Origin of the sequence: Paenibacillus sp. ov031, assembly GCF_900143165.1 — a bacterium.
Classification (GTDB): domain Bacteria; phylum Bacillota; class Bacilli; order Paenibacillales; family Paenibacillaceae; genus Paenibacillus; species Paenibacillus marchantiae.
Genome location: NZ_FRDO01000006.1, coordinates 58,834 through 80,583, shown reverse-complemented (window position 1 = coordinate 80,583; position 21,750 = coordinate 58,834). Strand labels below are relative to the sequence as shown.

16 protein-coding genes are annotated in these 21,750 nt (G+C 47.5%); 5 read left to right on the top strand and 11 right to left on the bottom strand.

Annotated elements, in window-relative coordinates; genetic code table 11:
- Window positions 1-2 precede the first annotated feature (2 nt).
- The gene (locus BUA17_RS22545) at window positions 3-1,376 is read right to left on the bottom strand and encodes an alpha/beta hydrolase (RefSeq protein ID WP_072735072.1); all 1,374 of its coding nucleotides are present in this window, start codon (window positions 1,374-1,376) and stop codon (window positions 3-5) included.
- A 713-nt stretch (window positions 1,377-2,089) separates the two neighbouring features.
- Between BUA17_RS22545 and BUA17_RS22540 the strand changes: the two genes are divergently transcribed.
- The gene (locus BUA17_RS22540; protein ID WP_072735071.1) at window positions 2,090-4,249 is read left to right on the top strand and encodes an alpha-amylase family glycosyl hydrolase; all 2,160 of its coding nucleotides are present in this window, start codon (window positions 2,090-2,092) and stop codon (window positions 4,247-4,249) included.
- A gap of 99 nt (window positions 4,250-4,348) precedes the next feature.
- Here BUA17_RS22540 and BUA17_RS22535 read toward each other — a convergent pair whose 3' ends face one another.
- The 4 genes from BUA17_RS22535 to BUA17_RS22520 form a co-directional block, all read right to left on the bottom strand.
- Window positions 4,349-5,635: an MFS transporter gene (locus BUA17_RS22535; RefSeq protein ID WP_072735070.1), complete on the bottom strand. Its 1,287-nt coding sequence runs from the start codon at window positions 5,633-5,635 to the stop codon at window positions 4,349-4,351.
- Window positions 5,636-5,794: 159 nt separating this feature from the next.
- On the bottom strand, window positions 5,795-6,631 hold the full coding sequence (locus BUA17_RS22530; RefSeq protein ID WP_024628944.1) for a sugar ABC transporter permease: 837 nt from the start codon (window positions 6,629-6,631) through the stop codon (window positions 5,795-5,797).
- Window positions 6,628-7,983, bottom strand: coding sequence for a carbohydrate ABC transporter permease (locus tag BUA17_RS22525; RefSeq protein WP_063566014.1), 1,356 nt, complete (start codon window positions 7,981-7,983; stop codon window positions 6,628-6,630). Before BUA17_RS22525 ends, BUA17_RS22530 begins: the two co-directional genes overlap by 4 nt.
- A gap of 94 nt (window positions 7,984-8,077) precedes the next feature.
- Entirely contained in the window at window positions 8,078-9,364 is a 1,287-nt protein-coding gene (locus tag BUA17_RS22520; protein WP_063566015.1) for a sugar ABC transporter substrate-binding protein, read from the bottom strand.
- Window positions 9,365-9,821: 457 nt separating this feature from the next.
- Here BUA17_RS22520 and BUA17_RS22515 point away from each other — a divergent pair, with 457 nt between their 5' ends.
- The gene (locus BUA17_RS22515) at window positions 9,822-10,850 is read left to right on the top strand and encodes a LacI family DNA-binding transcriptional regulator (protein ID WP_072735069.1); all 1,029 of its coding nucleotides are present in this window, start codon (window positions 9,822-9,824) and stop codon (window positions 10,848-10,850) included.
- A 125-nt stretch (window positions 10,851-10,975) separates the two neighbouring features.
- Here the strand turns inward: BUA17_RS22515 and BUA17_RS22510 are convergent, their stop codons facing one another.
- Complete coding sequence (locus BUA17_RS22510) at window positions 10,976-11,734, bottom strand: SDR family oxidoreductase (protein WP_064640518.1); 759 nt, start codon at window positions 11,732-11,734, stop codon at window positions 10,976-10,978.
- A gap of 190 nt (window positions 11,735-11,924) precedes the next feature.
- On the opposite strand from BUA17_RS22510, the gene BUA17_RS22505 reads away from it, so the two are divergent.
- The 3 genes from BUA17_RS22505 (at window position 11,925) to BUA17_RS22495 (ending at window position 14,551) form a co-directional block, all read left to right on the top strand.
- Entirely contained in the window at window positions 11,925-12,533 is a 609-nt protein-coding gene (locus BUA17_RS22505) for a TetR/AcrR family transcriptional regulator (protein ID WP_072735068.1), read from the top strand.
- Between the two features lie 164 nt (window positions 12,534-12,697).
- Window positions 12,698-13,741, top strand: a complete 1,044-nt coding sequence (locus BUA17_RS22500; RefSeq protein WP_244552212.1) for a cupin domain-containing protein — start codon at window positions 12,698-12,700, stop codon at window positions 13,739-13,741.
- Window positions 13,742-13,843: 102 nt separating this feature from the next.
- Complete coding sequence (locus BUA17_RS22495) at window positions 13,844-14,551, top strand: YoaK family protein (RefSeq protein ID WP_170867913.1); 708 nt, start codon at window positions 13,844-13,846, stop codon at window positions 14,549-14,551.
- A gap of 107 nt (window positions 14,552-14,658) precedes the next feature.
- Here the strand turns inward: BUA17_RS22495 and BUA17_RS22490 are convergent, their stop codons facing one another.
- The 5 genes from BUA17_RS22490 to BUA17_RS22470 all read right to left on the bottom strand — a co-directional run bounded on the left by BUA17_RS22490 (window position 14,659) and on the right by BUA17_RS22470 (window position 21,643).
- Window positions 14,659-15,798, bottom strand: coding sequence for a toxic anion resistance protein (locus tag BUA17_RS22490; RefSeq protein WP_072735066.1), 1,140 nt, complete (start codon window positions 15,796-15,798; stop codon window positions 14,659-14,661).
- An 81-nt stretch (window positions 15,799-15,879) separates the two neighbouring features.
- The gene (locus BUA17_RS22485; RefSeq protein WP_072735065.1) at window positions 15,880-17,568 is read right to left on the bottom strand and encodes a vWA domain-containing protein; all 1,689 of its coding nucleotides are present in this window, start codon (window positions 17,566-17,568) and stop codon (window positions 15,880-15,882) included.
- Window positions 17,569-17,580: 12 nt separating this feature from the next.
- Window positions 17,581-18,312, bottom strand: a complete 732-nt coding sequence (locus tag BUA17_RS22480) for a hypothetical protein (RefSeq protein WP_063566066.1) — start codon at window positions 18,310-18,312, stop codon at window positions 17,581-17,583.
- Between the two features lie 360 nt (window positions 18,313-18,672).
- Window positions 18,673-19,239, bottom strand: a complete 567-nt coding sequence (locus BUA17_RS22475; protein ID WP_072735064.1) for a Uma2 family endonuclease — start codon at window positions 19,237-19,239, stop codon at window positions 18,673-18,675.
- Window positions 19,240-19,321: 82 nt separating this feature from the next.
- Complete coding sequence (locus BUA17_RS22470; RefSeq protein WP_072735063.1) at window positions 19,322-21,643, bottom strand: beta-L-arabinofuranosidase domain-containing protein; 2,322 nt, start codon at window positions 21,641-21,643, stop codon at window positions 19,322-19,324.
- Between the last annotated feature and the right edge of the window lie 107 nt (window positions 21,644-21,750).

Sequence of the window (21,750 nt, the reverse complement as noted above, 5' to 3'; positions counted from 1 at the left end):
GGCTACCTCCTATTCCCGGCTTTGGCAGCCGTGCTGCCCCAAGACTGGATTTTGTAATGAAGAGACAGATTAGCATGGGCACGAAACACCCGATTGGGCAGTGCCTTGCCATCTGCATCGGTTTCAAACTGCCGGAAGCCTCGCGTGAACCTGAACCGAAATCCGCTGTCACGTGGAACCTCGAAACAGCCTTCATAATGACCACCTCCGGTGTGCAGAAGCTTCATGCCCATGCCTCCGTAGATCGAGTCATCATACATGTCCTGAAAGGGTACCTCGGCACTCATGCAGACAGTCACGTGACCCGATAATTCTTCCACAACCGTGTACATGCGTGATGCCGACAACTCTCCCACCGTCAGGGTAACCACTGCATGACCTATCTTGACAGGAAACAGTTCCCCATTGGGTCGAACCTCAAGAACATCAGGGTGATCGGACCTATAATCCCCTTCAAGCACACTCATGGTGAACCCGCTATCGTAATGAAGCAGCGCATTGATGTACCCGCTCATGCCGCCCTTCAATCCAATAACGTCCCTTCCCATCAGCTCCAGAGAGACTGGATTCCCGATTCGGCCAAACATGTACAGAAGCGGAAGGTGAACCCGCTCTCCCCAATCCGCTTCCTGATGACCTGCATCCTGCTGTTCCAGAAATGCGATATCCTTGCCAGGCTTATATCCCAGTTCGAGCATCTGATGGACGACATTCCTTACCTGGGAAGGCAGAAACAATCCTTCTGCGTCCCCAATATCCATCCACATTTGAATGGGAGCACTGCCCTCAGGCATGAGGTACATATCCTCTTCCTGTAACCTGCTCTCCGACGTTTCATCCAGCTGCACGTCCACGAAAAAGGGAGAGAGCATGATCAGTTTGCCAAAAATTTCAGGATGACGTGTTCCTATATGGAAGGTGCTGAGTGCCGCTGCGGAAGAACCAAGCAGTCCCGTATTGTCCTTGTCTGGAAGTGTGCGGTAATGCTCGTCAATGAATGGTTTCAGTTCATGAATGATAAAGTGTTCATAATCCAGGCCTGAGCAGCCCACACTCACCGCTTCTCTTGCAGGCGCAATGAAATGATAGAATTCATTGTGTGTAACTGGACGAACATGGGCAATTCCGACAATGATCAGTCCATCCATCAAGCCTTGATCAATCAGTTGGTCTGCCGCCTGATCTACGTGCCACGTTTCATTTCCCGCAGTCGAAGAGCCGAAGGCCCTCTGACCCGCATGCATGTATAACACCGGATAGCGTTGATCCACATGCTCCTTATAGCCTGGTGGCAAATAGACAAAAATCTTTCTTGTGTTGTCCAGCCTGGATGCCTTGAAACCTTCCACACATTCGATGACAGAATGAGTGTTCACTGATCCATCAACCGCCTCTCCTATAGATTTCCCTTTTAAACTACCGGGATTTACTTGTTAGTCCTGCTTCGTTCTTCCCTTGGCTACATCGACAAACAACCCCGTCTCTGAAGAGACGGGGTTGTTTTAAAACACCGAAATGTTCTAAAATGCATAGCCCTTATATTGGTGGGTCTGCGAATAGTTTAAATCTGTTGAGCCTGATTTGTAAATATAGAAATAGAAAAAAAATGCTCAAGAAAAAGTTATTGACAACCAAACCATTATTTAATTATCATAACGTTGTGATTATAACTAGAGGGCCATGCTTTTAAACCCAATCGGTTTAGGACAACCCCGGTAACTCCAGCAGGAGGTGCCGGGGTTGTTGGCGTTCATAAAGGGGGGATATCGTTAAGAATAACCTACCAACGTCCAATGTTGAAAGCGCTTTTCCAATCAAAAAAGAGATCACAAATCTATATAAATTGAACTACACATTTGCACGAGAACGGAGAGGACAGAAATAACCTGAAGAAGTGAAGCTAAAAGCTTTCTGAAGGAAAGCTCCATCGGAAGCATACGCTTCGCCTTTATCCCCGGATTTCCCCCTTTGAAAAGGGCATCAAAAAAATCTGGGGATAACAGCGATCGGAAGGTTGTTCTGTCATCGGAGTGGTAAGTGTAAATATTCTTTAGTTCAATTTATATAATAAACGAAGGGTGGATTACCAATGTTCAAATGGACCAAGCGAATCATCCTCAGTACCACGTTGAGCTTCAGCTTGCTGGCCGGAAGTGCACTGCCATTATTCCCGGCGGCCTCCGTATTTGCAGATGCTGATACGGCTGTAAGCAACAAGCAGAACTTCAGCACCGATGTTATTTATCAGGTATTTACCGACCGCTTTCTGGACGGCAATCCCTCCAACAACCCTACCGGGGGAGCCTATGACGCCTCCTGTTCTAACCTGAAGCTCTATTGCGGGGGCGACTGGCAAGGACTGATCAACAAGATCAACGACAACTATTTTTCCGATCTAGGTATTACGGCACTCTGGATTTCCCAGCCTGTGGAGAACATTTACTCGCTGATTAACTATTCCGGTGTCAACAATACGGCTTATCACGGCTATTGGGCACGTGACTTCAAGAAGACCAATCCTGCTTTCGGTACGATGACCGATTTTCAGAACCTGATCAATACGGCACATGCCAAAGGCATTAAAGTCATCATTGATTTTGCTCCTAACCATACCTCTCCTGCCATGGAAACCGACACCTCGTTCGCAGAGAATGGAAAGTTATACAATAACGGCACTCTGCTTGGTGGCTACACCAATGATACGAACAAATTATTCCACCACAATGGCGGCTCCGACTTCTCCACACTGGAGAACGGTATCTACAAAAATCTCTATGATCTCGCTGACCTGAACCACAATAACAGCACCATTGACACCTACTTCAAGGATGCGATTAAGCTCTGGCTGGATATGGGTATTGACGGAATCCGGGTGGATGCGGTGAAGCATATGCCGATGGGATGGCAAAAAAACTGGATGTCCTCCATCTATGGCTACAAACCGGTATTCACGTTTGGTGAATGGTTCCTGGGTTCATCTGCATCCGATGCGGACAATACCAACTTCGCCAACCAATCCGGTATGAGTCTGCTCGACTTCCGTTTCAACAATGAAGTACGTAATGTGTTCCGTGATAACACATCCACGATGGTTGCCCTGGATTCCATGATCACCAGCACAGCCGCTGATTATGCCCAGGTGAATGACCAAGTGACCTTCATTGATAACCATGACATGGATCGCTTCAAAACAAGTGCTGTCAATAACCGTCGCTTGGAACAAGCTCTTGCATTTACACTTACCTCGCGGGGCGTGCCAGCCATCTATTATGGCACTGAGCAGTATTTGACAGGTAACGGCGACCCTAACAACCGTGCCAAAATGCCTTCGTTCTCCAAAACAACAACTGCTTTTAACGTCATCAGCAAGCTGGCTCCATTGCGCAAAACCAATCCAGCCATCGCCTATGGAACAACCCAGCAGCGCTGGATTAACAACGATGTGTATGTGTATGAACGTAAATTCGGCAACAACGTGGCTGTCGTAGCGGTTAACCGTAATCTTTCGACGTCCACATCCATCAGTGGTCTGACCACTTCACTCCCTTCGGGTACATACAACGATGTTCTTGCAGGTGCATTAAGCGGTAATAACATTACCTCTACAGGAGGTAACGTCGCTAACTTCACTTTGGCAGCAGGAGCTACAGCGGTCTGGCAGTATACAGCCAATACCACTACACCAACTATCGGGCATGTGGGCCCTGTAATGGGTAAAGCGGGTAATACTGTTACCATTGATGGTCGTGGATTTGGTACTACCAAAGGCACTGTCTATTTCGGTACAACCGCTGTTACCGGTTCAGCCATCACATCATGGGAAGATACTCAGATCAAAGTGACCATCCCTGCTGTTGCTGCCGGCAACTATGCAGTTAAAGTCGCAGCGAGCGGAGTCAACAGCAACACTTATAACAATTTCACGATTCTTAGTGGCAACCAGGTTTCCGTCCGTTTTGTCATCAACAATGCATCTACTACACTCGGTCAGAATCTCTATCTGACAGGCAATGTTGCGGAGCTAGGGAACTGGTCTACAGGCCCTCTCGCCATTGGTCCGGTCTTCAATCAGGTCATCTATTCTTATCCAACCTGGTATTATGACGTCAGCGTGCCTGCCGGAACGAATCTGGAATTCAAGTTTTTCAAAAAGAACGGCTCAACGATTACGTGGGAAAATGGCAATAATCATACCTTCACCACACCAACCAGTGGAACCGCAACCGTTACAGTGGACTGGCAGCCTTAATTCCTTCACCGTCCTATCATTCAACCCGGAGTCAGACGCGACAAGCGCCTGCTTCCGGGTTCTTTGATTAGGCTCGTCCTTATCTATGGCATGCATTTACTATCGATAGTTCCGAATGGATTTTAATCCTGCTGCCGCAATAATTCCTACCACCAACAGCAATGCTCCCAGGCTCTCCAGCACGGTTTGGGCACCCCACTGATCAGCCAAAACGGAAACCACCGTTAATCCCAGGATTGGGGCTGTACTTGTTATGGTTCCGAGCACCCCGTAGATTCTCCCCTGCAGCTCATCGGGAACCTCGGCACGCATCATGATCTGGGTTAACATCGTACAGCACGCAAACATGGCTCCCCCGGCAATGATCAGCGGCAAGGCCACCAAAGGAGAAGATACATTGGCTAACAGCATATACAGTGGGCCGAGAACCAGCAGACCGATGAACACCCATCGCCCCCTTCGTTTCAGCCGATTGCCTGAGGCAATCAGAATCCCGGAACCCAGCATGTACCCCAGTGGAATACATGTCTCGATCAGTCCGAACTGGACAGGATTCGCCTGCCATACTTTGACGGCCATGACCTGAACAAGCATGATGGCTGACATGAAGAAGAGAATCAGCAGCGGATTAAGAATAACGATTGAACGAATCAGGGGATGAGAGAAGATGTAGGAAAATGAACCGCCCCACTCCTTTACGAACGATCCTCTATGCATGGAAGAGCGTTGTACATCCGGAAAACGCCCAGCCAACATCACACATAACGCAGACAGCAGAAAGGTCACACCCGTAATCATAATAGCCGTAAATCCTCCAAATGCAGAAACTGCAATGCCCGCTGCGGCCAGTCCGCTGATCCGGGCAATATTATCAACCAGATGGATGGTTCCTGTAGCTTGTTGCAGATGCTCCCTCCCCACCAGACTGGTTACCGAAGCATGAAATGCTGGCGCCTGAAACAGACTGGAAAACATCGAAAGGGAAAGCATGAGCAGTACGATTGGAAAAGGAGCGTGCAGCACAAACAGACTCACCGCGATGATAAACGCCATAGCCCCACGAAACAAATCCGACGACAGCATCAATGTTCTGCGATCCAGTCTGTCGGCAAACGTACCTGCGAATGATCCGAACAGAAAACTGACGACCATGTTACATACTTGTACAGCTGCCATGCTCTTCGCACTTCCTGTGGTCTGCAACACCCACAGACTGATGGCAATGCCGTTGAAACAATCACCAAATACGGAGATGCCATAGCCACACAAAATTCTGCGATAAGCAACATTACGCCAAAGCGCCCTATTGGCCATTTTCTGACTCTCCGCAGCAGCAAGAGCCCCGTTCGGTCCCAATTCCGGTTCTGGGGACTGTAGCGTTCCCATCGATCTTTTCCTCCTCTTGTCATTCGGATCTCAAACAGCAGGCAGGCGCTTCCGGAGCAGTTCCAGCGATGAATGGAACCTCTCAGAAGCGCCTGATTGGTGGCCTGGGTATGTTCTACAGGCTGTCTATGCGATTTGGGTGTTTATCCTCTTATCCTTTTATCCTTTGGAGGCGCCAGAGGTCAGCCCCTGCACCAGGAAGCGTTGCAAGAATACAAACAACAACGTAATCGGAATAGCGATCAGTACCGCCCCGGCAGCAAACATCGTAAAGTTACTGTCCTGATAGCGGCTAACCAGATCCCACATTCCAACCGCAAGTGTCCAGTTCTCTTTTGTCCGAAGTACCAGCCGGGCAAAGATAAAGTCCATCCATGCACCAGTAAAGCTGGTTAAGGCTACATAGGTCAGCATCGGCCGGGACAACGGCAGAATGATGCTGGTGAACACACGCAGATGACTGGCACCATCAATTCGTGCTGCTTCATCCAAACTGCGCGGGATGGTATCAAAGAACCCTTTGACAATAAATCCACCCAGCACGGCCCCAGACGAATAGACCAGAATCAACGCGGCATGAGTGTCCAGCAATTTGATCTGAAGCAAAATAATATAAATGGCAATCATGCTCATGAAGCTCGGGAACATCCCGAGAATCAGCATGGTGGATAGTATGGTCTTGCGACCGCGAAACCGGAACCGGGATAAGGCATACATGCCTAAAGTGACCATGAGCGTTGAGAAAATCATGGTGAAAAAGGCGATCTTCAACGTGTTCAGATACCATGTTCCATACATGAACGACGGGTTATTAAACAGTTCCCCATAATGTGCCAGCGTGAACGCTTCAGGCCACAGACGTTCACTGAACAGGGCCGCACCTGGACGCAGTGACGAGAGAAATATCCACAAGACGGGATACACCGATACGATGGCAATGATAACCAGCAGCACATAGCTGATCGTCAGACGCATGGGATTGTTGCGCTTTTTCATTGAATCATGTCCTCCTCCTTGAACGATTTGGAACGACGGAAATTCCAGATGGAGAACGACGCAATAATCAGGAAAATAATGATACCGACCGCCGAAGCCATATTGAACTTGTTGTTATCCAACGTCAGTTTGTACAACCAGGTCACGAGAAGATCGGTTGATCCCGCATACTGATAATCCCCACGCAGCGGATTACCGTTCGTCAACAGGAAGATGACATTGAAGTTGTTGAAATTCCCGGCAAATTGCATAATGAGCACCGGTGTCGTAGCGAACATGATAAAAGGAAGCGTAATGATGCGGAACTTCTGAAAGCCAGACGCACCGTCTACCTCAGCCGCTTCATACAAATCCCGTGGAATCGCCGTTAGCACGCCCAGTATGAGCACCATGCTGACCGGGATTCCGATCCACATGTTTACAATGACGACTGTAACTTTTGCCCAGAATGGATCGGTTAACCATGGCAACCCCTCAAGGCCAAAAGCCTTCATATACGTATTAATGGGACCAAACTGTCCGTTGAACAGGTTACGCATCAGAAGCAGTGAGATAATCTGCGGAATGGCATACGGAAGAATGAAGATCGTCCGCCACAGCTTTTTGAAACGAATACCCTTCTGCTCGATGAGAAGTGCAACCAGCACCCCACCAAAATACGTAGTCACCGTTGCCAGAATGGCCCAGATCACGGTCCATGTTAATACTCCAAAGAAGGTATGGCTCCACGATTTAAGCTGAATTAGATCCGTAAAAGTCTTGAAACCGACCCAGTCCACCAGCTTGGCGGGCGGAATATGATCCGGTGCCGAGTAATTGGTGAAGGCCAGGGTAATCGTAAATAAAATCGGCATAATGGTGAAAAACAGGATTCCGAGCGCAGGGATGGATAGGAAAAGATACGGAAATTGTTTATCAAGCAGATATCTCAGGGAAGCAGAAGCTCCAGTGGCCTGCTTGCCTTCCTCTCTTAATTTTCCCGTGATGTACGCATCCCGAATATTGAAAATATATAGAAGAAGAAAAACGAAAAATACCAAAAGTACTATGATTCCGTTGAGCAGCAAAAAGATGGAGTGGTCGCCCTGTTGCAGCACCGTTGATCCATTGACCTTGACGAAACGCTGCGTTTGCTCGCCCAGCGTCCATACTCCCCATACAGCCTGATTCAAACGGGGAATCAGATAAGCGAGTCCTACTCCCTCTAGGATCAGAAAACAAATTCCCTTAATCCATTGACGGTTATACAACTGTCCAAGTCCTTGCAGGACAAGGGACAACACAGCCGCTGTCATGCGATGCTGTCTTTCTCGATTCGGTTTAACAGTGACTGGAACATGCTGTTGTTTCATTCATTCCTACTCCTTCCCGGCAAGCGAAGTTACCGATCAGTTATAGCAGAGTGCAGAGGACATGTTGACTTCCTCTGCACCTGCTCTTTCTTTTTTATTGGACAGTTGCAAGGCTCTCCTTGACTTGTTTGACTGCGTTATCCAGAGAGGTTTTCACATCCTTGCCTCCATCCCATATGTCGGTAATTGCTGCACTGATGGGACCCCATACGCTATCCATGGCAGGAAGCGAAGGCATTGGGGTAGAGTTGTTGAATTGCTCAAGGAATGCCTTCGTGATTTCATCCCCTTGAATCTTCGGATCTGCCGCCACGTCTTTATTGGCTGGGAGAGTGCCGTTCATCTCAAAGTTGACCATCTGGGATTCGGCACTGGAGAGATAAGCTGCAAACAACTTGGCAGCATTCGGATAGGTTGTAAATGCATTGACGTAATAGGCCTTGACTCCAGAGAAGGAGGTCATCGGTTTGCCTTCAATCGCCGGAAGTGGCGCAACACCGAAGTCAATGCCAGCATTGCGATAATCGGCGATGGACCAAGGTCCGTTAATATCCATGGCCAGTTTCCCGCTTGAGAAGAGACCTTTCTTGATGTCATAGTTCACATCGCCCATCTTCACAGGCAGTACTTCCGATTTCAGCGTTTGCAAGAACTGACCGCCCTTGATGGCTCCCTCATTGTTGAGGCCAATATCCTCGCTGTTCATGCCTTCATCACCAAAGATATATCCGCCCTGGGAAGCCAGATAAGCAAAGTTATAATAGAACTGCTGGAGCTCCCACATCAGAGTGTACTTATTATTTTTGGTGTCATTAAAGGTTTTGGCAAAGCTGATAATGTCATCAAATGATTTCGGTGCTTCGGGATAAAGCTTTTTGTTGTAGAACAACGCATAGGTTTCTACGCTGTAGGGATAGCCGTATAAGATGTCTTTGAAGGTTACGGCTTTAACCGCATTGTCACTAGTGGATTGTGTAGTCTGTTGCTCAAAAATATCGTTCGGCAAAATCAGTCCAGCTTCTGAAGCGCTGCCAATCTTGTCATGTGGGAAAACGACCACATCCGCAGCCAATCCCGCGGGTCCGTCCGTAGTGAGCTTGGTCACTTGATCCGTCGGCGGCAATTCCTCGATTTTTACAGAAACGCCGTATTTCTCTTCAAATTTCTTCGCCCGTTCTTCAATAAAGCTGCGCTGATTTTTATCCTCCCATATGACAAGGCTTGCGCCCTCTTCTGGCTGAATATTTTCCGCGGTTACTGTGGTTTCTCCAGTCTCACCGCTGTCTGTTGTGGTTGGCGCAGCGCCTCCACCTCCGCTTGAACACGCGGTAAGTGTGAGTGCCATGAATCCTGCAAGTGCTGCTTGCTGCCATTTTCTCATTGAATTTCCCCCTTTTCGTAGTCATGATCGATGCTGTACTCGCGCTTTTCACCCGTTTTTCTGTGTACTGTTCCTGTATTCCGAAGTTCAGCTTATATCCGTTTGAACGTAATACAAACGTTTGCTCATATTAACCTCAGATGGGTACAATCCTTATGTAATCGGGATGAATTTTCTAGGAAGTATGTTGATTCAAGTCATGTAAGCGCTATAATAACAATCACATCATACAATAGCGAACTTTATTTGCACAAACGTTTGCACAAGTCATTTTCGTCCATTTTCCTTCACTTTTATGGCTTATGTTCCTGTAATTTCCGATTTGCTTGATCTCCCGCCGTCTTCCTTTGTTTTGCTTTCCCCTCTTCACCATGATGCAGTTAGCAATTGATTTATCGAAGTCTTTGAATTAACATAGGAGACATGTTGAAATGCTTGTACAGAAGGGATTTTTCACATGATTACAATCAAAGATATTGCCAAATTGGCGGGTGTATCCCCTTCTACGGTCTCACGGGTTATTTCCAACCATCCCAGAATCAGTTCGGAAACGTCACTCAAAGTGAAGCAAATCATGAAAGAAATGAATTATCATCCAAATATGATGGCCAAAAGCCTTGTTTCCAAAACGACTCAAACCCTGGGTATCATGCTGCCCCGACCTGCTGAAGAGCTGTTTCAGAACTACTTTTTCGGAGAATTGCTTCGGGGAATCATTACGCATGCCACCCGCATGAATTATGAACTTCTTCTCTCCACCGAAACGTCTTCCAGCGATGAGTTGAATGCTATATCCCGCCTGGTACATGGGCGACGCGTGGATGGTATTTTGCTGCTTGGCTCCAAAAGGGAAGATCCGATTATTTCGTTTTTGGAGGCGGAAAAGTTTCCTTTTGTGCTGATTGGCCGTAGCGAAACACATCCCGATGCACCGATGGTGGACAATAACAATGTACAGACAGCATTCGATGCAACCACACATCTGATTGCCCAAGGGCATAAACGAGTGGGATTTGTTAGCGGACCACCAGATTTGACGTTGTCTCATGATCGCATGCTCGGATACAAAAATGCGCTTGAAGAAGCCGGTCTTGATGCTAACAATGACTGGATCGTGGAAGGAGAATTCCTGCAGGAAAGCGGCTTCCGGGCGATGTCCCTGTTCATGTCGCTACCCGACAGACCAACCGCCCTCGTTGTCATCGACGACAATGTTGCCTTTGGCGTGCTTCGTGCTCTGGCCGAGCTGGGATATAACGTTCCTGAAGATATAAGTGTTGTGAGCTTTAACAATATTGCTTTATCAGAACTTGCTTCGCCGCCGCTTAGTTCCATTGATATCGGAACTTATCAGCTGGGCTATACTGCTGTTCAGGTATTGTTAAAAATTCTAAACGGTGAACACCTGCCTCAGAATCCAGTTATTATTCCGCACCGCTTGATTGTTCGGGATTCGTCCCTATTTACGTTATCCGGGAACACGTAGACATGTTTGTGCAAACGTTTGTCCTATTGGCCTAATGTTCAACATTCTCGCCTGTTACGGACATGCAAAAAGAAGCCCATACACTGGTATGAGCTTCTTTGCATATTTCAGTTATGGACGACGGATTAGTATGAACTCCATCCTGCATCTGCCGTTACGACTGTTCCGTTCACGAAGCTGGATTCGTCCGAACCAAGGAACAGGGCCACCTGTGCAATTTCTTCACTTTTACCTGCACGCGGATTGATCGCCATTCCCAGCTGTTGTCTGCTGGCACCGAAGTGATTAATGTTTGTCATTGTGGAAGCAATATTGGTTTCAACCCCACCCGGAGCAATTGCATTACAGCGAATACCTTGTTGAGCATACATGAAGCCTGTATTTTTGGTGAATCCCACAACTGCATGTTTGGAAGCCGTGTAAGCCGCGCCTGCACGTGCACCATGCAATCCGCCGGCTGAAGCGATGTTGACGATAACGCCTTTTTGTTTTTCCAGGAAGATTGGCAGCACTTTGCGGGTAGCACGCATGACACTTGTTGTGTTGATTGCAAAGATACGCTCCCACTTGTCATCCACAATGTCACCAGCTGGTTCCATACTGTCCATAATGCCTGCATTATTGACCAGAATGTCCACTGTTCCATATGTGTTAACTGTCGTATCGATCAGGTTCTGAATATCTTCTTCCTTCGCCACATTCGCAACCACAAACGTCGCTTCTCCACCATTTGCCTTGATATCCTCAGCCACCGCCTGCGCTGAGGCTTCATTGATATCCGATACAACCACCTTAGCACCTTCTTGCGCGTACAGTGTTGCAATTGCTTTGCCCATGCCAGAACCCGCACCTGTTACTACAGCCACTTTATCTTGAAGTCTCATGTTGTATCATCCTCCATGTATTCGTTTACAATAAGTTAACAAACAAATGTTCATTAACTCTTATCCTTAGTATAATAAGTCATAGCATTCCTGTTCAATCAGTAAAAGTTTGCCCAATTGTACGTTAATCAACACTTCTAATTCCGAATGTACTTTATCTTAAAATACCTATTTACGAGGAGTACTGCATATGACCGAAATTCCGAGTTCCATGGATCGAAGAATCAAGAAATCCAAAGCGGCGCTGAAGGATGCCCTCATTCAATTAATGCAAAAGCAGTCATTCAAAGAAATATCCATTACCGATATTGTGCAGCTGGCAGATCTGAATCGGGGCACCTTTTACAGACACTATCAATACAAAGAAGACCTGTTCAATGAGATCATCGATGACATTATTAAGGATCTGGTCTTATCCTATCGTGAACCTTATCTGGATAAAGAAATATTTGAAGTAAGTCATATGCCTTCTTCTGCAATCAAAATTTTCGAACATGTGCATCAGCATGCGCAATTCTACACCCTTGTCGTGAAATCGGAGGCATCGTCCAATTTTCAGCAAATGATCTGCGATGTTCTGCGTGACCTTGCTCTTCAGGACCTCAACGAAATATTTCCGTCCCACATCAATCGCGAGCTGCTGGCAAGTTATCAATCCCATGCGATCTTTGGCATGATTATCGAATGGATTCGGCAGGAATTCAAGCATAGTCCCACTTATATGGCAGATGAGTTATTTAAAATCATTAATTACAAACCTGGCAATGTAGCGTATCACACCTCGTATAAGGCACCCTAAGTACAATATGTACACACAAATCAGCATAAAGTTTGAATGAAAGTCTCTCTTTTGCCTCATATTAATCAGGAATCAATTGAATAGTTTCGCAAAATATGGGTAAAAGATATGAACGCCATATTTAACTATTTACATGTGTACCTAATATAATATGAGGAGGAATCATGATGACATCTTTCAAATATCGGCTTGAACAAAAAGAACCCCGTACGGGCCCAGGCGGTATTACCCGCGGTGCTTCCGTTCGGGATTTTCCTGCGTCCATTGGAATAGCGGGCGTATCCATGCGCCTCGAACCGGGAGGCATGCGTGAATTGCACTGGCATGCCAATGCGGCAGAATGGGCTTATGTGATCAGCGGCTCCTGTCGCACCACTGTCATTCACCCGGACGGACATGCGTACACTGATACATTTGAGCCAGGAGATGTATGGTATTTTCCGCGTGGTTACGGACACTCCATTCAGGGATTGGGACCGGACGAATGCCATTTTATTCTGATATTTGATAATGGTGATTTCTCGGAAGATCATACGTTCAGCATTACCGATTTCCTGTCTCATACACCAAACAACATTGTTGCCCAGAATCTTGGAATTACCCCAGAGCGTGCAGCGAAATTGCCTCAGGGAGAAGCCTATTTCGTCAAAGGGCCTGTCCCTAATGACAGCTCCTCTTCCGGAACTTATCGCCGCAATTCGGAGCTGACGACTCCCCACCGATACCCGCTGCATGCCAAGCAGCCCAGACGTGCACCAGGCGGCGGAACCCAACGCACGGTTACTGTCGAAGATTTCCCCATCTCCACCACGATGGCCGGATCATTGATCGAGCTGCAACCAGGCGCATTACGAGAGATGCATTGGCATCCCAACGCCGACGAATGGCAGTATTACATTAGCGGCACTGCCGAAATGACGGTATTTCTGGCAGAAGGTCATGCGGTGACAGAGCAATTCGAAGCAGGCGATGTGGGCTATACACCGATGGGTGCAGGTCACTATATCAAAAATACGGGAGATGAGGTCTGCCGTGTGTTAATTGGGTTCAACAGCGGACACTATGAAGCTATTGATCTGAGCGAGTGGCTCGCAGGCAACCCGGATGATGTGCTGTCCACTAATCTGGAAATGTCCAAAGAGGAAGCCGCACAACTTCCGGATGATACTCTTTTTATCGCTCCTGACCCGAATAAATCGAAGTCATAGTCCAACCACTACCGGTACCTATTGAATATAGGTTTGGAATAATGATCCTTCTGTCATATATCACGAAACCACTCCAGTATCATGGAAAAGGGGTTGGACATCATGGCTTCTGCTTCCGATTCGACCAGTGATCGCAAACGTGTGGGACATACCGTAGAACGACTGGAGCCGGGTCTTTCCCGGCTTCTACTGTCATGTGCACTTGTGCTGATCTCCGGTTTCATTGATGCCGTCGGCTATCTGCAGCTGGGGAAAATCTATCTTTCTTTCATGAGTGGTAACAGTACCAAGCTTGGCATCGCGCTATTTGAAGGAGACTCCGCTGTATTAACGAATATAGGCCTGGTCATTTTTTTATTCGTTGTAGGCGCCTTTATCGGTACGTTGATCACAGATCGATTAGGAAAATGGCGACTGGCGGGCATCTTGGGCTTTGAATCCCTGCTGTTTGCCGGCGCCATTGTATTCTTGCTGTTCCTCCATACACAGAGTGTGCTTTTCCCGATTGCCATCGCCATGGGCATGCAAAATACCATGCACCAGATGGTTGCTCATGCTGATGTGGGCAAAGGATTTGTGACAGGCACATTATTCGGTATTGGACAGGCACTGGCCAAAGCCGTTCGGGGTAAGGCTCCTGCTTCCGAATGGGCAGTACTCGCTCTGTCCTGGGTTATTTTTGTGATCGGTGCAGCTCTGGGAGCATTGCTATTAACCCAAGGAAGCCTGCTGCTTGCCCTGATAGCTTCACTGGCTCTGCTTCTTCTGCTGATCCCCTACGTCCTCCATGTTCAACGTGATTTGACCTAAGCAGCAGAAAGGCAAAAAAAAACGGTCGAACCAGATCTTATCTGAGTTCAACCGTTTTTTGAGGTCATGCATGGAACCTCCTTGTGTTCTTCTAACTGCCTTTCAAACTACAGCCCCAGCTTCTGCCCTTTCTCCAACCGCTGAATCTGCTGCTCCCCGGTATCCGCCAGTTCACGGAATTGATTAATAGTTTCCCGCATCCGTGGCAAAGCCTCCTGCTTATAGAGACTGATGGAGTCGAGCGCGGAAAGCACATCTGTGAAGGCCTGCTTCATCGTATCCACGGAAATGCTGGCCTCATAAGCTTGCTTCTGGATGGCAATGCCCTGATCTTTCAGCATTTTGGACGTACCTGCGATCAGATCGTTGGTCGTCCGGTTAAGCAGTTCAATTTTCTGCAATACAATCTTCTGATTGTACAGTGCACTCGCAACGGTGACGGCAATTTTCAATGCCGAGATCGTTACATTTTTGGCCCGATCCACACCGCGGATCAATTCCTTGTTATTGCGGATGACAACTTCAATCGCCATGATGCCCTGCTGGTTCACCACCAGCATTTGCTGTAAATCCATGACCCGCTGACGTAGCGGGAACAGCACTTCTTCCGTAATGAAGCGAACTTTCTCCGGGTCCTCGTTACGCACTTTGGCGGCTTCGATCTGTGCGTCAATCGACTCATCCATCAGCACCCCAAGCTGAATTTCCTTTTGCAATCTTTTGGTGAGCTCCCGCAGATTTTGCTGTTCAATCTCCAGTGTTGTATTGTCGTTTCTCAAGGTCGCTCTGCCTTTATCCAGTGAGGTCACAATATCAGCGATGACCGCATCGGCCTTCTGGTATTTCAGGAAATAGGCCCGCAGCGGATTAAACAATTTGCCGAGAAATCCGGTCTTGGCGAAATCGACCACGCTGGGGTCTAGATCCTTCAGTTGCATATGCAGCTCGGTCAAGCCTTTGGCGACCTGACCGCCCTCGTCTCCCGTCTTGGACAGATGTCCAACGGAGACTTGAAGCAACGCGTTTTTCTCGGAAGAGGATCTCATCGTATTCATGCCAAAGCCATCAATGGATTGCAGAATCTCCTTACGTTTCTCCAACGATTCGAGATCCAGTGTCATGATCATCTCCACGTTGGCATTTGCGACTTGCTGCAGCTCCTCCACCTCGGCAGGTACGGGCTTTATTTCCTCCTCAATCACCTTCTGAATTTCCTTCTGGCTAGGTATCTCCATCGAAAACGACATCCAAGTTCCCCCTTCAATTACGTGCTATATAAAATGGAATAATGTACCTTACATTAGGTCAATTTGAGTGCAATCCCCGTGCTACATCTGCACGTTGAACAGGTTACCGATTTTGTATACAACATCGTCTGTATCCGCGTTAATGCTCGCCGCTTCGTTAATGCTGGAGATGCTCTCCAAAGCTTTAATGTCCGCGTTATAACCAATCGTGTAGATCGGCACTTTGTACGTTTCGACCAGATCACGAATATCCTTCAGTGTATGACCTTCATTGGTTTCTCCATCACTTAGGACAAAGATCAGTGGCTTCACATTTGGATCAGTAGCCATATAATCTTCCAGCATCTTCATCGCCACGACGATCCCATCAAAGGTTGCCGTACCGCCACCCGCTTGCAGGCTATCCACCGTACCAACAAACATCGACTGCTGATTCGTATCATACTTGGCAATTGGCAGATTCACCGTTACTCCACTAGAGTAGGAGACGAGGCCGATGCTGTTATCTGTGCCAAGGAACTTCTGGCCTTTGCGCAATGATTCCTTGAGTCGGTTCAGCGGTTCGCCGTCCATACTCCCGGATACGTCGGTTACAAATACGGCGGCAATCGGTTTACTGCCGTTCTTTTTCTCTTTCCATACTTTCTGAGCGGACAACAAGGTGCCACCATCCACTGTGTTCAATTCAGACTTGTAGTCTTGCAAGCCGTTGAAGCCGAATTCCTCAGCCGATTGCTGATACTTCGCTTGGGTTACGAATTCCGCATACTTCTTAATGATCTCTTGCTTGTTCTGCGGCAGTTGCCCCAGTGCATACAGCGGGCTGTCATGTCTTACGCCAAAAGGGGTAAAGACATATCCACTTTTCAGATCTGCGGTGTTTACGTAAGTCTGGTACTCCAGTACAAATGCGTCCAGTCGCCCTGACTTGGCTGCCTCACGCATCTGAATGGTTGTGGACGCCGTAAACGGTACGTTCGCTTGGAACTTCTCAAAACCCTCAATCGCTTTCTCACCAAGCGGATTGGAGCTGTCGTATGTGTTGAGTGCCGTCACGAGAAAGTTTAGGCCCGTGGAACTGGCGAACGGATCGGTGTACCCCATCGCGAGCTCATTGTTGGCAATCGCTTCGGTCACGGTTTTTACATTAACCGATCCGTACGTGTCGACCAGTGCATCATATTTGGCTTTGGAGATCACGATACCGGGAACGTTCCCCACCAGTCTTTTGGATACGAGATCTGTCTTTACACCGCTCGCGGCCACCATCTCGCCCCATAACTCATTCGAAGGGGTAAACGCATCAGGCACATATTTACCAGACTTAATATAATCAGCAGCCGTACCGGATGCGATATTACGTAATTTCACTGAAACCTGTTTGCCGCCAACGGTAATGTTAGCCTTGTTGAACTCTTCGGTTACTTCGGTTAACCAGCCATCCGCTCCGGTTCCCGCCTTCTCGATGGAAGAAAAGATCTCTACATAATCATTCGTTGTATTCTCGACCGTGATCGGAAATTTGGAGATGTCCGGCAGTGATTCAGCCACATCCACTGGGTCGAGATCAATCTGTCCCTTCACGGGTTCAGCCGTTGCCGGCGCAATGTCCGCATACAGCTTGCCTAACTCTTTGCCTGCATTCTCTGTCGTTACCTGTGTGCTGGATTTACCAACGTTCGACGTCAGCGTAATCCCTGCATATACGAGGCCAAACACGAGTACCAGCATCACGATCGATATGAAAAAAAACTTTCCCTTCTTAGCCATACGTACAACCCCTCACTGTCTGTATAATTTGGTGTGCTTAATTAGTTGGTCAATTTCTTGCATACATGGCATTTGTTCAATATCTCCTGCTTCAAAGCTGTCCAAGCGGGAGATTTCCAGCATCAATTGGTCAAGCTTCAAAAGAATTTCCTCATTGGTATGAAGCGAGTTTTTCACATAGCTCAGATAGTCGTTATATACTTTGGTCTTTTCCTGAAAGAGCTTTTGGGGAAGTGTAGCGGATTTGGACTTCATCAGGCTGGCGTACTCCGCTTCATCGAACACATTGAGTCGGTTAAGTACACTTCGGATGTTGAGGTATAACAGCTTCTCCACCTCGAGGGTGACCGAAGCAAATTTCTTGTAACTCAGTTCCCCTGGATCAAATCGCTGATTCAACACGTTCAGGAGGGTTTCTTTCTTTTTCTTCATGCGGCTTAGTTGAGATAATCCCAATGTGATATCTTCCTCAAGTACTTTAATGCGTCGATAAAAGGATAACGCTTCCACATAATCTTCATGTGTTTCGATATTCTTCACAGGCAAGACTACCGGCTGTCTGAACAATAAAGTGTAGCTTCCATAGAAGAGAGCCATCACGCTACCGAACAGAAATGTCACCGAGAGCGCTGTTGTAAATGCTCCCCCGCCAAACTCCAGTCCGATGAATCCTGGTGAGAACAATAGAACATTCATGACCACAACGCCGAAGATCAGCCCCAGCAGTTTTATGTACTTTATCATGTAAATCATCAGACCTCCTTTCGCGCTATGTGTTGAAGCTTTATGTCGATATTTACCATTGGAACTTTATTTCATTGTACATGATGTTGCCGCATTCGGGTGGATTAATATGGATATTCATAATATACGTGGCTTGGGCTTATCCCATTTCATCTTTAGAGGGACAACGTGGATAAGATTTTGTAACCTTTGTGAACCGAACTTGATGCCCTTGGACAATCGGTGGCGGAAAAAGAAATGTTATCAGGTAATACGTGGAAATTTGCAGTGCGTGTCATTTTTTATATAGGGCTTGTTCGATACGATAAAAAGAAAAAACACCCCGACGCCTGCGCCGGAGTGATGATGTTGTTGTCTAATCTAATTCAGCTTGAATAAATTCCGAAGCGGAATTTCCAGTTCCGGATATAACACCGATTGAATCATTTCTTGCTCCGTGTACAGATGACGGTTCTGGTAACTGCCTTCTTCCAATGTGTACACATGAACGGTCTGATTGCCAGGGTCTACAATCCAATATTCATTCACACCATATTTCTGATACAGATTAAACTTCTCGTTAAAATCCTTCAACGCAGTTGATGGAGACAATACTTCTATGATTAGAGACGGTGCACCTTGACAGCCGTTTTTGGTTATTTGGTCTTTGGAACAAACCACAGATAAATCCGGTTGGACAACATGATCAGGTACGTCATACTGTTCATTCTCGCTGAAATACACGTCAAAGGGAGCAACAAAGACGATACATTTCCGATTCTGAAAAAAAGTACGCAAGGAGAAGTGCAGCTCACCCAAAATAAACTGGTGTAATGAGGTGGGGGCTGGAGACATATTGAAAGCTTTGCCGTTAATTAACTCCCAAGTCCCCTCCCAAGTTAACCAATCCTGAAAACTATAGATGCCTTTATTATCCGGTTTTGCCACACTTCCATCCTCCTCTTTTACCTAATCAGCATTTTACTATTATTATACCATTGTGTTTGCCCAATTTCATACAATGCCTCTTTTACGAAAAGATAGATTCCGGTTTGCTGCGCGTTGTACGTACCTCCACCACTTTTCCGGCACATCCGTTGTCGTCCAACGCTTGGAATGCAACTCGCACACTGTCTTTACCTGACGTAACCGTCTGAGGGATGTCATAGGTAACGAAGAACACTTCACCGATCTTGTTCATATGAATCCGCTGTTCACCGACCACATTTCCATCGACGGCGATACTAAATATTCTTTCATGCCGTGTTCCTTCCCGTTCAAAAGGAGAATGATCCCCGCCCCAGTATGCCACGCATACATAGTTCGGTGCAGAACCATCCACCGCCAGCTGGTAGCTGAAGTAAGCCCCGCTGACACCATATGCTTCTCGCCACATATGCAGCTTGTTGCGGCTGTCTGTATATGAACCGTTATGCTGTTCTGCACGGCAATTGCTATCCAGATGATGTCCAATCTCATCCTGCTGACCGTCAGGTTGCACCCTGTCGATGGTGATATCATTCAATTCCTTCTCCAGCGCATCCCCTTCATCGTTGAACGGCCAATAGACCGTATAGAACTCATGATGTACATCATAGAACGGGATCAGCCTAACTGGGTTGCCGTCCGATGTAACATCCTTGCTGATCTCAAACGTTAACGTACTTGCGTCTACAACCTTGATCCATTCACGCACATCCTCCTTCTCTGTCCAAATTACAGGTACAGGTACGGTTTTGGGATTCAGTGCCGTTTCGTCCACGATGGTATCCTCGGGCAGCCCTTCGCTTCCCAAAGCCCCTGCCAGCACAATTGGGCCGTACTGGAATGCCACCTTGTGTGCATCGTCCCTGGACGTGTATTGGTGGAGCGACATCGGCAGCGTGATGGTGATGACATCGCCAGCGGTCCATGTACGCTCGATGTCGAGGTATCCGGGTTCCATCCGGGTATGCGGATGGGCCGTATCCCCGTTGACCGCTGCCGTCATTGGCTCCTGTAGCCATGAGGGCACACGTAGTCTAAGATTGGCCGAGGCGCTGCCTTCGGTGATCGTAAGGGTTACCTTTTCCGAATAAGGAAAGTCAGTTTCGAGCTTCAGCGACATGCCTTGGGATCTCCAGTCCAACTGGGAAGCAATATACAGGTTAACGTACAGATCCTGCTCATCCTCGAAATAGATCGCCTCGGCGTATTTGCCCGGGTTCTCCATGCCAGATCCTGTACAGCACCACCAGGCGGTATCGTGAGTACCGTAGATTTTGTAGTGACCTTGCAGTGTTGATGCAAAATACGTTTTGTTGCCTGTGTCCGGGTCCTGTGTGCCCAGGATATGGTTGTAGATCGCATTTTCATAATAGTCCATGTATGCGCTGTCGGGATTCCAGGTGTAGAGCTGCTTCGTCAGATGCATCATGTTGTGGGTACAGCAACTCTCTCCGGTTTTAATGCCCAGACTCTCCATGCCTTTCGCTTCATAATGCTCCGAAATGCTCGTTGCACCAAATACATAAGACCGATGATGGATCGTGGTATCCCAGAAAAACTCCGCCGCTGTCCGGTAGCTCTCGTGATTATGATCCTGATTGTATATTTCGGCTGCACCGATGACTTTCGGAATCTGCGTATTCGCATGTTTGCCCTGAAGATCGTCCTGCTTGTGCTCCAACGGTTCGAGGATTAATTGATGTGTGAATTTGTTGGCTATCTCAAGGTATACAGACTTCCCGGTGATTCCATACAAATGTGCAAACACTTCGTTCATACCGCCGTGTTCACATAGAAGCATGACCTGCATCTGTTCTTCTGTCATCGGGCTTAGACCTTCTACCGCCCAATCCGCAAACCGTGTTACCACCTCAAGAGCCTGTTGATTGCCCGTTAATTTGTAAGCGTCAATCAGACCACGATAGATTTTGTGCACACTGTACCAAGGCACCCAGTATTCGCCGATGTTAAAACCACCAATATGCTCTGCCCGAAATGCAATACGGAAAGCTTCTTCGGACAAGCCGCCGACATACCCGCTGCCCGTTGTCAGCTGAATGGATGCAAGCTCGTTGACGGCATAATCCAGCGTTTGCTTTAACGTTTCATTACCTGTCGCCTGATAGGTCACTGCCAAGGCAGACAGATAGTGTCCAAGGGAATGCCCGCTAATCGAGCGCGCCTCCCAACCCGCGTATCGTTCCTTTTTCTTCGGTAACCCATGGGCCTCAAAACATGGTGCCAGAAAACGATCAATGTCCAGTGATAACAAATACTTTTCTCCAACTTCCTGTGACGTTTGAAAAACGCCATTTAACAGATCTACATGCTCAGGTCCCAGAAATCCCTTTTTGGTTTCAATCATTCTACTAGCTCCTCCTCGGTATGTAGTGGATATTTAGAAGTACATTTATAGATGTGAAAAGGATAAAATCCGTGTTGCAATTCATATATTCCTTGCGTACACTTCCA

Coding starts and splice junctions, on each gene's coding strand:
- BUA17_RS22530 (WP_024628944.1), bottom strand. CDS start 6,631: ATGAAAAAGCGCAACAATCCCATGCGTCTGACGATCAGCTATGTGCTG.
- BUA17_RS22495 (WP_170867913.1), top strand. CDS start 13,844: ATGGCTTCTGCTTCCGATTCGACCAGTGATCGCAAACGTGTGGGACAT.
- BUA17_RS22470 (WP_072735063.1), bottom strand. CDS start 21,643: ATGATTGAAACCAAAAAGGGATTTCTGGGACCTGAGCATGTAGATCTG.
- BUA17_RS22535 (WP_072735070.1), bottom strand. CDS start 5,635: ATGGGAACGCTACAGTCCCCAGAACCGGAATTGGGACCGAACGGGGCT.
- BUA17_RS22485 (WP_072735065.1), bottom strand. CDS start 17,568: ATGGCTAAGAAGGGAAAGTTTTTTTTCATATCGATCGTGATGCTGGTA.
- BUA17_RS22515 (WP_072735069.1), top strand. CDS start 9,822: ATGATTACAATCAAAGATATTGCCAAATTGGCGGGTGTATCCCCTTCT.
- BUA17_RS22500 (WP_244552212.1), top strand. CDS start 12,698: ATGATGACATCTTTCAAATATCGGCTTGAACAAAAAGAACCCCGTACG.
- BUA17_RS22505 (WP_072735068.1), top strand. CDS start 11,925: ATGACCGAAATTCCGAGTTCCATGGATCGAAGAATCAAGAAATCCAAA.
- BUA17_RS22480 (WP_063566066.1), bottom strand. CDS start 18,312: ATGATAAAGTACATAAAACTGCTGGGGCTGATCTTCGGCGTTGTGGTC.
- BUA17_RS22525 (WP_063566014.1), bottom strand. CDS start 7,983: ATGAAACAACAGCATGTTCCAGTCACTGTTAAACCGAATCGAGAAAGA.
- BUA17_RS22540 (WP_072735071.1), top strand. CDS start 2,090: ATGTTCAAATGGACCAAGCGAATCATCCTCAGTACCACGTTGAGCTTC.
- BUA17_RS22510 (WP_064640518.1), bottom strand. CDS start 11,734: ATGAGACTTCAAGATAAAGTGGCTGTAGTAACAGGTGCGGGTTCTGGC.
- BUA17_RS22520 (WP_063566015.1), bottom strand. CDS start 9,364: ATGAGAAAATGGCAGCAAGCAGCACTTGCAGGATTCATGGCACTCACA.
- BUA17_RS22490 (WP_072735066.1), bottom strand. CDS start 15,798: ATGTCGTTTTCGATGGAGATACCTAGCCAGAAGGAAATTCAGAAGGTG.